Raw genomic sequence first — 13,131 nt, forward strand, 5'->3', positions numbered from 1 at the left:
CGGCTTTGAGTACTCTTTTGCTCCTGCCTCCGTATACTCTGTGGCGTCGACTCGGAGGAGTTCGGGGCACGGTGGTGGAAGGAGCGCGGGCACCGCGCGGCGCGTCGTTGGCGGATCCCGATCGCGGGACCATGCCGGGTGAGTCTGGTTCCGGTCTGAACAGCCGCAGGCGGCCGCATGAGGTGAAGCTCGCCCGCCGGCTCGCGCGGCGCATCGAGGACGACATCGCCCGCGACGGTTGGCGGGTCGGCACGTCCTACGCCTCCGAGACGGACCTGTTGGAGCGTTACGGGGTGAGCCGTGCGGTGCTGCGCGAGGCGATCCGGCTGGTGGAGCACCATGGCGTCGCGACGATGCGCCGCGGTCGCCGCGGCGGGCTGGTGCTGCGCGCCCCCGACGCCGCCCCCCTGACCATCGCGGTGGTCGTCTACCTGGAGTACATCGGCACGACCATCGAGGATCTGCTCGAGGTGCGGATGCTGGTGGAGCCGCTCGCCGCCCGGCTCGCGGCGCAGGCACTCACCGAGGACAACATCGTCTCCCTGCGCCGTGTGCTCGCCGCGGAGCGCGAACGCGGCGAGCTCGACCCGGCGGCCCGCGGGCAGCTGCACCGGCTGCTGGGCAGCCTCGGCGGTAACCCGGCGCTCAGCCTGTTCGTCGACGTGCTGTGCGAGCTCACCACCCGCTACGCGACCGTCCCGCCGGCGCAGGACGCCGCGCACACCCGGGCGCTCTGCGCCGACTCGGACCGGGCGCACGCGGCCATCGTCGAGGCGATCGTGGCCGGTGACGCGGCGCTGGCCGAGCGTCGCATGCTGCGCCATCTCACGGCCATGCGGGACTGGCTGCTCTCGACGAGCCAGGAGCCGATCGCGCGGCGCCCGTCGCTCGCGCTCGCGGCACCGGGCGGGGGCAAGCTCGCCGAGACCGTCGCGCGCCGGCTGATGTCGGAGATCATCGCCAGCGGCGCGCGGGTCGGCGAGATCTTCGGTTCGGAGACGGAGTTGCAGGCCCGTCTCGACGTCAGCCGTGCGGTGTTCCGCGAGGCGATCCGCCTGCTCGAATACCACTCGGTGGCGCGGATGCGGCGCGGGCCCTACGGCGGGCTGGTGATCTCCGAGCCCGATCCGTCGGCGAGCATCGACGCGATGGCGGTGTACCTGGATTACCGCGGGGTCGATGCCGCCCAGCTGCGGGTGGTCCGCGACGTCGCCGAGCTCGGCGCGATCGGTCTGCTGGTCGCCCGGGGCACCGACGGGTCGCGCGGCGCGGCGCTGCGGGCGGCGCACCAGGTCACGGCCGCCACCCCGCCTGAGCAGGTCGCGGCGCTGTCGCACCACTTCCACCTGCGGATCGCGGAACTCGCCGGCAACCAGATCCTCGCGCTGTTCCTGCAGATCATGCTGACCGTCTCCGCCCGGCACGCCGGCGCTCCCGTCCCGCCAGGCGAGGACCGGTGGCCCGCCGACGCGGACGCCCCCGCGCCCGGCATCCCCCCGGCGGTGCAGCCCACTCCCGAGGCCACGCCCGAGGCCGGGACCGAGGCCGGGACCGTGCACGACGTCCACGGCCGGATCCTCGAGGCGATCCTCGCCGGCGACGGGCCGCTCGCCCAGTACCGGATGCGCCGTCACCTGCAGGCGCTCGACGCCTGGTGGGCCTGAGCACGCCCGCCGGTCCGGCCTGATCGCGCCGCTGTGCGAGCGGGTCGGCGCATTCCTGGTATCGCGTCGCCATGAGAATGTCCGGCCTGTCGTCCGCCCGGCCTGCGGGGTGACGCGCCGACGCCAGACGCCTGTCCGTTTTATGCCCTAATCGACGAGGTTGCGTGCCGAGCGCGTTGATGTCCGGTTGTCGACGGACCGGCTGGCCTGCGGGCAGAACTCGCGACGCGCCTGCGTCTCATTGGGTCTGCTTGCTGCCGTGTAGTGGTAAAGATGTGATCATAACGCTACTGTCTGCACAGTGCCCGCAGGTGAAGCTGATGAGGATTATCGGTCGACGGCGCACCTGGGGAGAGCCGCTCGGGATGCCCACGGCCAGGGCGCGCACTATTACCATCTGGACGGGCTGCGTGGCACGTTCATGTTGGTCGGCGTTTTCGTCCACGTGTCCACGCTCGGCCACGACCGGGTCTTCCACGGCATCGCCTTCGCCTCCGGCCTGTTCCGGATGCAGGGCTTCTTCCTCATCTCCGGATTCCTCTCGGCGATGCTGGTCGGCAAGTACGGGGCGGCCCGCACGGTCCGCCGCCGCTTCGCCGCCGTGGGAACCCCGCTCGTCTGCACGTTCGTGTTGTTCAACCCACCCACCCTGTGGATGACCTACAACTTCCACAACGACCCGAACATCTCGTTCCAGGACTTCCTACGTGGGCGGACCATCCCGCACCCCGAGGGGGAGCTGCACTGGCCGCTGCATCTGTGGTTCCTCATCTCCCTGCTGTGTTACGTGCTCTGCACACCTCCCGCGGTGATGCTGCTGACCCGGCTGGTCCGGCTTCCGCTCTACCAGCGGGCGACCGTGTCGCGGAGTCCCGCCATGGCGGTGATCGTGCTGGGTGTGCTGGCGTTCACCATCGTGCTGCACGGATTCCGCCGGGCCGTGGCCGAACCGGTGCTCGGCACCGGCGCGGTCGGCGAGATCGCCCGGATGACCCTGCAGCACCTGCCGTTCTACTGCCTCGGCCTGCTGCTCTATCTCGACCGCCGCCGGCTGCTCGCACATTTCCAGCGGCCCGCGCCGATCCTGCTCGTCGCCTCAGGTCTGGTCGTGCTCGCCGGCAACCGCGGCTGGATCGCACAGGCCGGCTACGGCACCGGGCAGGTGCTCAGCGAGACGGTGTTCTCCACCGCGCTGGTCTCCGCCCTGCTCGCCCTCGGCGCGCGACTGGTGCCCGGGCCGCGCGCCTGGGTGAGCTATCTCGCCGACTCCGCGTACACGGTCTACCTGTTCCACTTCTTCTGGATCTACATCGTCGCGAACCTGCTGGGGCTGGACACCTCGCTCGCCTGGCCGCAGATGCTGCTGGTCACCGCGCTCGTCATCGGCATCACCCTGGCCATCCACCAGTTCGTGATCGCACGGTCGGCGTTTCTGCGGACGATGTTCAACGGCAAGTTCCCGGCGAGGAAAGGCGACGCCCGGCCGGCCTCCCGGCACGCGCGGCGCCCGGTCGCGGACGCCGCCAGGCCGACCCCCCACGACGACCCGGAGAACACCCTCCCGCTGAGCATCCTGCGCCCGCTGCCGACGCCGGACCCGACGGCCGATTCCTGGGCGGACGCGGAACGGACCCAACAGCTGCGCTGGCTCCCCTGGTAGCCGGCGACGCGGTGAAACGGGAACCCACCCGAAGCTCACGCCCACAGCGGCGGCGCTATCCGGTGGCGCGGCTCTCGGCCTCGTCGATCGGGGCGCCGGTGACGTCGTGCGCGGTGACGGCGGCGGAGGCGGATCCGCCGAGCGGTTCGGCATGCCATCGCACGAGGTTCCAGCCGGCCAGCGGGTCGCCGTCGAGGGTGACCATGCCCGTGTTCGCGAGCCACCGATCCTCGACGGTCCCGACGCCGCCGGCCCGGATGGCCACCCAGGCCCGGATCGCGGCACCGTGACTGACGACCAGGACGGCGCCCTGCCCGTCCCACGCGGCCGCGATGGCGGCGATGGCGGCGTCGTAGCCGGCGAGGAACTCGTGGCCGCTGGACCCGCCTGGCATGACGCGGTCCAGGTCACCGTCGATCCAGCTGTGGGTGACGCCGATGTACCGGGCGACGGATGCCCTGTCGGTGCGCAGCTCCAGCTCGCCCGCGGAGACCTCCTCGATGCCCTCCGCCACCGAGACCGCGAGCCCCCGCGCCTCGGCGAGGGGTGCCGCGGTGAGCTGCGTGCGAATCAGGACGGAGGCGTGGATCGCCGAGATCCGCTCGCCGCGCAGGGCGTCGGGGACGGCCCGTGCCTGCGCGTGACCCAGGGCGGTCAGCTCGGCCCCCGGTCGCGTGGTGTCGAGCGCACCCACGATGTTGTGGGGAGTCTGGCCGTGGCGGAGCAGCATCAGGCGCATCGCCCCACTCTGCCCGATGCCGCGCCACGCCGGCGGGAGTCGATCAGCGGCGTCGCGCGGAAGACGAGAACACCCGCTCGAGCGCGCCTTCTTCCGGCACTTCCCGGACAGGCGCGAGGTGCTCTTCGACGGCGAGGCCGACCGGCGCGTCGCGCCGCACTGACGCAGCGACATCCACCGTGCCGGTGGTGGTTCAGGAACGGGCGAGCGTGAGGTGTGTGCGCAGGGCGTCGGTGGCCCGGCGGCGGGGGGAGATCGCGTTCTTCCGCTCGGTGGGCATCTCGGCGAAGGTCTGTGTGCCGCCGGCGGGTATGAAGACGGTGTCGAAACTGTGGCCGTTGCTGCCGCGGGGGACGCTGGTCAGGGTGCCGTGCACGGTGCCGGCGACGACGTGGACGCCGGTGGCGTCGGCGTAGCCGATCGCGGTCGTGATAGAGGCGCCGCGATCGGGAAGGCCTGCCGCCATGGCGAGGAGCCCGGGGATGCCGACGGCGCCCAGGAAGTGGGCGCTGAGCGCGCCGGGAAGGCCGTTCCAGGCGGTCACGGCCAGACCGGAGTCGTCCACGAGTACCGGGCGCCGGAGTTTCGCGTAGGCGTCAGCGGCCTTGTGTTCCGCCACGGTCACGACGTCCAGGGACTGGATCTCGATGAGGTCCATCGAGGTTGCGACGATCTCCCTGCCCAGAAGAAGGGTGTATTCGCGGGCCTTGCCCTCGTTGCTGGTGATGAGCGCGACATCGTCGATCATGGTGTCCTCTCGTCGGTGTGAGGTCTGGGCCCGCGGCGGTTGTGCGCCGAGGGCGGACCGGCCCGATGATCCGGGTCACCGGGCGGTTCGTCGCTACCGGGTCACCTGCTCTCACATCCGGCGCCGACCTGGAGCCAACCGGGGGACGTCCTGCGAGGTCACGGCGGGTCGGTGGTGGTCTGTTCGAAGCGGTCGAGTTCTGCTCGCAGTCGGGCGACGGAGGCCAGGACGCCGGTGGACATCGTTCGGGGGGCCGTGGACCTGCGTAGTCCGGCCACGGCGGTGTCGGCGATCTGGTCGGCGATCTCGTCCGCGGAGCGGGAACCGGCGGGGTCGTACCACCAGGCCACCGCGCGGGTCATGCCGCCGATGGTCTGGGCCGCTACGTGCTCGTCGACCCTGCGCAGGACACCGGCGTCGATGCCGGTTCTGATCAGCTCGGCGAGGCCGCGGAAGAAGCGGCTGTTGCGCTCGGCGAGTTCCTGGCTCGCGGGCTGGGGAAGGTCACGGGCGACCAGGTCCAGCAGGCGGGCCCGACCGGGATTGTCCACGGAGAGGTGGACAAGCGCCCGGACGGCGAAGTGCAGGCGAGCCGCCGGGTCCGCCGGCTGCGCACGGTCGACGGCGGCCCGCAGGACGGCCGTGGCCTCGTCGGCGATGTCGCGCACCAGGTCGGCGAGCAGGTCGTCCTTGCTCGGGTAGTAGTGATAGAGCGCGGTGCGACTGGTGCCCAGCGCGTCGGCGATGTCCTGGATGCGCGTGGACGCGATGCCCTTCGTCGCGAAGACCTCCGCCGCGGTGGACCGCACCTGCGCCTCGATCAGCCCGCGTCGGGCCTGGCTCCGTCCGCCCGCGTTCAGCGCGCTCGCCTCGTCATCCGCCGTCGCGCTCGGCGGCCGGCCGCGGTCCTGCGTGTTCGACATGATGTCGAGATGTTGACACTCATGTCGAACGTCGGCAAGCATCGGGCTGCGGCCGTGAGCGAGCCAGCCGGGCCGGCGAGCCGAGACGGGGGGTTCACGGGCGTTGACGCGGACGTCCGGGCAATGAGCTGAGCGCCGCCAGGCGGAGAAGCCGCTTCCCAGACAAGGAGACCTCGTATGTCCTATCTTCCGTTGGCCGGCGTCCGGGTTCTGGACCTCGGAATTCTTATTCCGCCCGCGCTGACCGGCAACAAGCTGGTCGCGCTGGGCGCTGACGTGGTGAAGGTCGAGAACCCGGGTCGCAGCGACCGCATCCGAGCGATACCGCCGCTCGTGGACGGTGAGAGCGCGCAGCATGTCGGCTACAACTGGGGCAAGCGCAGTATCTGTCTGAACCTGAAGGACGAGGCTGACAGGGAGACCTTCTTCGCCCTGGCCGACGTCGCCGACGTCATCCTGGAGAACCAGCTCCCCGGCTTCTGGGCCAGCATCGGCATCGATTTCGCGGCGCTGCGGCGTGCGCGTCCGTCGCTGATTGTCTGCTCCCTGACGGGATTCGGTCAGACCGGACCGCTGGCCAACCTGCCGTCGCACGGCCTGAACATGGACTCCCTCGCCGACAGCGTGGTGCTGGAGACGCGTGACGGTGAACCACGGGTGGGCTGGAGCTTCTCCAGCTGGGGCAACGAACTGGGGGCCAGTAACGCGGCGATCGCCGTCTGCGCCGCGATCGCCGAGGTCCGCCGAGGCGGTCACGGTGCCTGGATCGACATCTCCTGCTGGGACGCCGCGGTGGAGGCGCACCGCACCGACATCCTGCTGACGACCCGAACGGGCGAGCCGTGGGACGCCCACGAACGATCGCTTGGCCCCTTCTACGACACCTACCTGTCCAAGGACGGCAGGCCGGTGTTGCTCGGCGCGCTCGAGCGCAAGTTCTGGGTGAACTTCTGCGCCGGCGTGGGACGGCCGGACCTCGTCGACCTGCACACCGGCGGCGAGATCGAGTTCGGCGAGGAGGACGCGTCGCTGCGACGGGAGCTGGGCGGGATCTTCGCGACCGCCACCGCCGCCGAGTGGGACCAGCGCTTCGTCGACTGGGACTGCCCCGGAGCGACGGTCCTGCGGACTCCGGAGATCATGGAGCATCCGCACTTCGCCGCGCGCGAACTGATCGAGGGCGAGCCCGGGAGCTGGCCACTCATGCGCAGCGCGATCCGCTGGCACGACTGCGACGAGCGGGCCGGCAGCGCCCTGGCTCCGCCGCCGGCCCCCGGCGAGCACCAGACCGAAGTCCTGACGGAATGGCTCAGGCGCCAGGACTGAGCCGGCAACCGTGGCCAGTCGTGGTCCCATCGATGTGTGCGACTGTCAGGAGTCGTGCGGTGGTCGGGGCCGAGCTCCAGCGTCGGCGGCTCAGCGTGTCCTCCTCCAGCTCGCGTGCGCCTCTGGTGTTCGCCGAGGTCGGCGACTCACCGACGAGCAGCCCGAAGTAGGTCGAGCGGATGTACCTGGACGGGCTGACGCTGGTCGAGACCGCAGGCCAGTACGGCGGCGCGGCCAGCACTATCCGGTCGTGCCTGCTCCGGCATGGCGTCCCGAAGCGCCCGCCGGCACGTCGTGCTGCTGTGGCGTCCTGAACATGCCTACCCGCCCGGCAGAGCCCTGGCCGATGAGGCCCAGCCGTCTCTGACGAGGTCCAGCAGTGTGTCGAGCCGGGAGTTCGGCAGACCGGTGAGGGCGATGCCGCTGACGAGCGCGAGGATGTCGGGCGTAGACACGTCGCCCCGGACGGCACCGGCGGAACGGGCACGGTTGAGGAGTTGCGCGGCGGCGTCCTGCATGGTGGCGTGCCATGAGCTGAACAGCGCCCCGCGTTCGCTGCCGTCGGGCAGCGCGAGCGCTAGCTCACGCTTGGTAGCCAGGTGGTGCGCGAACAGGCGCAGCCAGGCGGCGAGCGCCTGGCCGGGGTCGGGTCGGTCCAGCAGGTCGTCACTTGCCTGTCTGAGGTCCTCCAGCTCGGTGGCGTAGACCGCCACGATCAGCTCGGCGCGGGTCGGGAAGTGCCGGTAGAGGGTGGCGTTGGCGAGTCCCGCGATCTTGGCGATCTCGTCCAGAGGTACGTCGACGCCGCGCTCGTCGAACAGTCTCCGGGCGGTCGCGACGAGCGCGGCGCGGTTGCGCGCGGCATCGACGCGGCGGGCTCTGCGTCCGGCGTCGCGATCTTGGATTGGGTTGCTTTCCGGGGACATCCCCGCTAGCTTACCTGGCAGTGAAACGAGGAAGTCCCCGGAAAGGAGTTTGTGTGCTGAGCGCTGAGGATCGCTGGGCGATCGCCGAAACGCTGTCGCTGCACGGGCACCTCTTCGACCAGGGTCAGCTCGACCGACTCGAGGAGCTGTTCACCCCAGATGTCGTCTACGACGTCACCGATGTCGGGATGGGGATGGGAATGGGAATGTTCGTGGGGATCGACGAGATCCGTCGCGCCGGCTTGGAACTCGGGGTAGGCAACCCGATCGCTCATCACGTCACGAACGTCGTCATCACCGGCGACGACGGCGATGAGGCCACCGCCCAATCCAAGGGCTTGGCAGTCATGGCAGACGGGCGGTGTGTCAGCGCGACCTACCTCGACACTCTGAGGCGCACCGATCACGGCTGGCGCCTGCGCCATCGGGTCATCCTGGCGCGACGCACCCCGCTCAACGGCGCGTACCTCGCAAACGCGTACCTGGCAGACCCGGACAGCGACGCGCCGGAGCCGCAGTGACTCCGCGGCGAACACCCTCGTCTGTGCTGCCTGCACGCTCGACACCGACGATGGTGTCTTGCTGAGGGGCTGGTGAACGCATCTTGTCGATGCCGACCCGCTCGACGTCGCCCACCGTCATGACCGGCGTGCCCCGCGCCCGGCCGACCTTCACCCCGGCCCGGGGCGCCTGCCAGCCGCCGATGCCGATCTGGACCAGGTTCGTGGCCGGCGCGTTCGGGATGTTCGTCGCGTGGAACCAGGGCGTCGTGTGCATCCGCTCGTCCAGGTCGAGCTCCTGGGTGTCGACGTGCCGGTACAGCCTGCCCTCGGCCCGCTGGGCCCAGGCCCGGCGGACATCAGCGCGACCAGGACCTGGCCGACGAACACCGCCGGCCAGGTCCAGAAGAATCCCGGCCCGCCGACGCTGAAGCCGAAGGCGTGTTCGCCGCCGCCTCGCCACTGGTCGACGGGCCAGGTCGCCGAGCGGATCGTCGAGCCGGGTCACGCGGCCACCGGGCGGGGGAGGCTGTCGACTACCTTGTGTGGGCGAACATGCACAGGTGGATCGGAGGGCCGGGGATGAACGGGATCGACACCGCGGTCGGAGCGGTCTTCACCTGGATGGTGCGCCAGGAGCGCCACGTCGGCGAGCAGGCGCACGCGGACACCGACCGGATCGTCGCCCCGGCTCTCGGCCGCGTCCACGACCTGGTCCGCGAGGCGCTGGGCGAGGACGACCCGGTGCTGGCCCGGGTGCGCCAGGAAGCCCGCGACGGCCGGGAGCAGCCCACCGACCGCACCCGCCGGCGACTGCGGCTGGCTCTGGAGGAGGCCGCCGACCAGGATCCGGTCCTCGCCGCCGCGCTGGCTCGGGCGGCCGTCGACGTGGGCCGCGCGCGGCGGCAGGCCGGCGGGCGCGGCCTGATCGGGAGCCTGTTCCACGGACCCACCGCCGTGCAGATGGGCGACCGCAACAACCAGCACGTTCACGTTCACCTCCCGGCGGCGCGGCCGGCAGTGGAGTGGCCGGTGAGGGTGGGGAACGTGCCGCCGGTCGCCGGCCTCTTCCACCCTCGTGCCGCCGTCGATCAGCTGGCACGCGCGGCGGTCGGCGCAGGCACGTGCCAGGTTCTGACCGGCATGGGCGGGGTCGGCAAGACCCAGCTCGCAGCCCACCACGCCGACCAGGTCTGGAAATCCGGGCGGGTGGACGCACTCGTGTGGGTGACCGCGGCCCACCGCGAGCAGATCCTCACCGGCTACGCCGAGGCCGCCGAGGCCCTGTTCGGCGCCGACCCGGCTGATCCGCGGGCAGCCGCCCGGAAGCTGCTGGACTGGCTGGTGCGCACCGAGGAGCGCTGGATGATCGTCCTTGACGACGTCGCCGACCCCGCCGACCTGACCGGTCTGTGGCCGCCCGACACCGCGGCCGGGCAGGTGCTGATCACCACCCGGCGTCGCGACGCGGCGTTGACCGGCTCCGGCCGGGTCCGGGTCGACCTCGGCCTGTTCACCCCAGCCGAGGCGCAGGCCTATGTCACAGCGGCGCTGGCCGCGCACGGTCGCACCGATGACCCCGGGCAGATCCAGGGGCTGGCGGCGGACCTGAACCACCTGCCGCTGGCGTTGGCGCAGGCGGCCGCCTACCTCGCGGACTCCGCGCATCTCGACTGCGCCGCCTACCGCGCCCGCCTTGCCGACCAGGCCAGAACGCTGGACCAGCTGGCCCCGCACAGCCTGCCGGACAGTCAGCTCGCCCCGGTGGCGGCGGCCTGGGCCCTGTCCATCGACCGCGCCAACACCCTGCGCCCACGCGGCCTGGCCGGTCCTCTCCTCGAGCTGGCCGCGGTGCTGGACCCCAACGGCATTCCCACGCAGGTGCTCACCAGCCCGCCGGCCCGGACCTACCTGGCCGCACACCGCCGCCCGCCTGGCGACGACGGAGGCGATGCGGCGGGGGACCACCTGCCGGTGGACGCGCAGGACGCCGCGGACGCGGTTGCCTGCCTGTGCCTGCTCAGCCTCGCCGAGCACACCCCCACCCCCGGCGGGGGGCTGCTACGCGTGCATCAACTGATCCAACGCGCCGTGCGTGACCGGCTCGCCCCCGACCGGCTGGCCGAGGTGGCCCGGGTGGCGGGCGACGGGCTGCTCGCCGTCTGGCCGCGGGTGGAGTCCGACCCGGGGCATGCGCAGATCCTGCGGGCCAACACCAACGCCGTGCACACCACCGCCGCCCAGGGGCTGTGGAACCCCGGCGTGCACCCGGTGCTCTTTCACGCCGGCACCAGTCTTGGCCAGAGCGGCCTGGCCACCACCGCCGCCGGATACTTCGACCGGCTGTGTGCCACCGCCCGGCGGACCCTCGGGCCCGACCACCCCGACACGCTCGCCAGCCGTCACAACCTGGCCTCCTGGCGGGGGCAGGCCGGGGACGCCGCCGCGGCCGCGGTCGCCTTCGACCGCCTGCTCGCCGACTGTCTGCGCGTTCTCGGCCCCGACCATCCCCACACCCTGACCGCCCGCCACAACCTGGCCTTCATGCGGGGGCGGGCGGGGGACGCCGCCGGCGCCGCGGCCGCGTTCCAGGCCCTGCTCGCCGACCGGCTGCGCCTTCTCGGCCCCGAGCATCCCGACACCCTGGCCGCGCGGGGCAACCTGGCGCGCTCGCGGGGGGAATCGGGGGATGTGGCCGGGGCGGTAGCGGCGTCCGCCACCCTGCTGGCCGACCGGCTGCGCCTTCTTGGGCCGGACCACCCCGCCACCCTGATCACCCGCCATGAGCTGGCCCACTGGCGGGGGCAGGCCGGAGACAGCGCCGGGGCGGCCGCCGCGCTCACCACCATCCTGGCCGACCAGCTGCGGATTCTCGGCGCCGACCATCCCCACACGCTGACCACTCGCCATGAGCTGGCCCACTGGCGGGGGCGCGCGGGGGACGCGACCGGGGCGGCGGCCGCGTTCGACCGGCTGCTCGCCGACCGGCTGCGAATCCTCGGTCCCGACCACCCCGACATCGTGAGCACCCGCGCCGGTCAGGCCCGCTGGCGAGGCGAGGCGGGAGACGCCGCCGGGGCGGCGGCGGCCACGCAGACACTGCTCGCCGACCAGCTGCGGACTCTCGGTCCCGAGCACCCCGACACCCTCACCACCCGCCACAACCGGGCCTACTGGCAGGGGGAGCAGGGGGATGCGGCCGGGGCGGTGGCCGCGTTCGAGGCCCTGCTCGCCGACCGGCTGCGGATCCTTGGCCCCGACCACCCCGACACCCTGACCACCCGCCATGAGCTGGCCCGCTGGCGGGGCACGTCGGGGGACGCGGCCGGGGCGGTGGCCGCGTTCGAGGCCCTGCTCGCCGACCAGCTGCGGATCCTCGGTCCCGATCACTCCGACACGCTGACCACCCGCCACCACCTGTGCCGTTGGCTGGGTCAGGCAGGCGACGCCGCCGGGGCGGCAGCGGCCACCGAGACGCTGCTCGCCGACCGACGCCGGATTCTGGGCCCCGACCATCCCGACACCCTGATGATGCGGGGCAACCTGGCCGCCTTCTACTGGCAGGCGGGGCGCGCCGCGGAGGCGATGACCCTGCTGGAACGGGTGATCACCGACTTCACCCGGGTGCTGGGCGCGGAGCATCCGAACACCGTGGCGATCGCTGGCGTGCTGCACAGATGGCAGGCCGACACCAGGTCCTGAGCGGACGACCACTCTGGTGCGGCGTGGCGCACGAGGGGTGCCGGTGCGCCACGGTTCGTCCGACGTGGACGACATCGGGCCGTCCGCATCGCCGCAGTGGGGAGACGCGCGGAATACTGGTGCGCACAGTGCCGGCGACGAGCGCACAGTGCCGGCGACGACGCGCGGAGACGCAGGTTCGGGGAGTGAGCGTGACCGGGATCGAGATTGCGGTCGGTGTGGTGTTCGCCTGGGCCGTGCGCAGGGCGCGCCGGGTCGGGGAGCGGATGGAGGAGGAGACCGGCCGGATCGTCGACGCCGGTCTCGACCGCGTGCACGACCTCGTCAGCCAGGCACTCGGGGAGGACGACCCCGTCCTCGCCCACGTCGAGGAGGAAGCGCAGGCCGGCGCCGGGGAACTGTCCGAGCGCACCCGTCAGCGTCTCAGCCTGGCACTGGAGGATGCCGCCGATCGTGATCGGGCCTTCGCCGCCGCGCTGGCCCAGGCCGTCGCCGTCGCGCAGTCCGCCGACCAGCAGGCCGGCGGGCATGTCCTGAGCGGCAACACGTTCGCCGGACCGACCGCGATCCAGGTCGGTGACCACACCACACAGACGATCACCTTCGGTGCCTGACCGACCGGCGCTCAGCGAGTGACGCCAGCACCCGGTGCGCGGTATGGCGATCCCGCCGACCGCCATACCGGCCATACCGGCCAGACCGCCATCGTGCCCGTCCCGCTGACCGCCCGGGGACGACCCGGCTGTGTTGCTGCCTGCCGGGGGTGGGTTTCTCCGCGCGGTGGCGGGAGTGGCGGGTGCGGTGGGCCAGCGGGCGGAGTGCAGCAGAGTGGCAGCAGAGAGCGCGTGAAACTGGTAGCGGCACCTGTAGGATGATGGTATCCGGCTGCGTGTGGTGCCGGTAGCCATCGATTGCTGTCCAGGTCGGAGGGGTTGTGGAGAGT

10 protein-coding genes are annotated in these 13,131 nt (G+C 72.0%); 6 read left to right on the top strand and 4 right to left on the bottom strand.

What is annotated here, in order from left to right; translation table 11 throughout:
- The first annotated feature begins 182 nt into the window (after positions 1–182).
- Together C1A33_RS27060 and mdoC are read left to right on the top strand one after the other, a co-directional pair.
- Positions 183–1,664 carry a FadR/GntR family transcriptional regulator gene (locus C1A33_RS27060; protein WP_207770526.1) on the top strand — a complete coding sequence of 494 codons (1,482 nt, stop codon included), beginning with the start codon at positions 183–185 and terminating at the stop codon, positions 1,662–1,664.
- Between the two features lie 301 nt (positions 1,665–1,965).
- Positions 1,966–3,324 carry a glucans biosynthesis protein MdoC gene (gene mdoC / locus C1A33_RS27065; RefSeq protein WP_423748155.1) on the top strand — a complete coding sequence of 453 codons (1,359 nt, stop codon included), beginning with the start codon at positions 1,966–1,968 and terminating at the stop codon, positions 3,322–3,324.
- Between the two features lie 55 nt (positions 3,325–3,379).
- Here the strand turns inward: mdoC and C1A33_RS27070 are convergent, their stop codons facing one another.
- The 3 genes from C1A33_RS27070 to C1A33_RS27085 form a co-directional block, all read right to left on the bottom strand.
- Complete coding sequence (locus C1A33_RS27070; RefSeq protein ID WP_101834474.1) at positions 3,380–4,063, bottom strand: histidine phosphatase family protein; 684 nt, start codon at positions 4,061–4,063, stop codon at positions 3,380–3,382.
- A 193-nt stretch (positions 4,064–4,256) separates the two neighbouring features.
- Positions 4,257–4,811 (bottom strand): non-canonical purine NTP pyrophosphatase, encoded by a 555-nt coding sequence (locus C1A33_RS27080; RefSeq protein ID WP_101834476.1) that lies wholly within the window; start codon positions 4,809–4,811, stop codon positions 4,257–4,259.
- A gap of 158 nt (positions 4,812–4,969) precedes the next feature.
- Positions 4,970–5,734, bottom strand: coding sequence for a TetR/AcrR family transcriptional regulator (locus C1A33_RS27085; RefSeq protein WP_165818608.1), 765 nt, complete (start codon positions 5,732–5,734; stop codon positions 4,970–4,972).
- Positions 5,735–5,911: 177 nt separating this feature from the next.
- Here C1A33_RS27085 and C1A33_RS27090 point away from each other — a divergent pair, with 177 nt between their 5' ends.
- Entirely contained in the window at positions 5,912–7,060 is a 1,149-nt protein-coding gene (locus C1A33_RS27090; RefSeq protein ID WP_101834479.1) for a CaiB/BaiF CoA transferase family protein, read from the top strand.
- Between the two features lie 320 nt (positions 7,061–7,380).
- Here C1A33_RS27090 and C1A33_RS27100 read toward each other — a convergent pair whose 3' ends face one another.
- A complete protein-coding gene (locus tag C1A33_RS27100; RefSeq protein WP_101834483.1) occupies positions 7,381–7,986 on the bottom strand; it encodes a TetR/AcrR family transcriptional regulator in 606 nt (201 codons plus the stop codon).
- Positions 7,987–8,039: 53 nt separating this feature from the next.
- On the opposite strand from C1A33_RS27100, the gene C1A33_RS27105 reads away from it, so the two are divergent.
- The 3 genes from C1A33_RS27105 to C1A33_RS27120 all read left to right on the top strand — a co-directional run bounded on the left by C1A33_RS27105 (position 8,040) and on the right by C1A33_RS27120 (position 12,802).
- The gene (locus tag C1A33_RS27105) at positions 8,040–8,507 is read left to right on the top strand and encodes a nuclear transport factor 2 family protein (protein ID WP_207770527.1); all 468 of its coding nucleotides are present in this window, start codon (positions 8,040–8,042) and stop codon (positions 8,505–8,507) included.
- 561 nt (positions 8,508–9,068) lie between these two features.
- Complete coding sequence (gene fxsT, locus C1A33_RS35995) at positions 9,069–12,188, top strand: FxSxx-COOH system tetratricopeptide repeat protein (protein ID WP_101834485.1); 3,120 nt, start codon at positions 9,069–9,071, stop codon at positions 12,186–12,188.
- Positions 12,189–12,373: 185 nt separating this feature from the next.
- A complete protein-coding gene (locus C1A33_RS27120) occupies positions 12,374–12,802 on the top strand; it encodes a chromosome partitioning protein (RefSeq protein WP_243407992.1) in 429 nt (142 codons plus the stop codon).
- The last annotated feature ends 329 nt before the right edge of the window (positions 12,803–13,131 follow it).

It is taken from the genome of Frankia canadensis (assembly GCF_900197875.1).
GTDB lineage: Bacteria > Actinomycetota > Actinomycetes > Frankiales > Frankiaceae > Frankia > Frankia canadensis.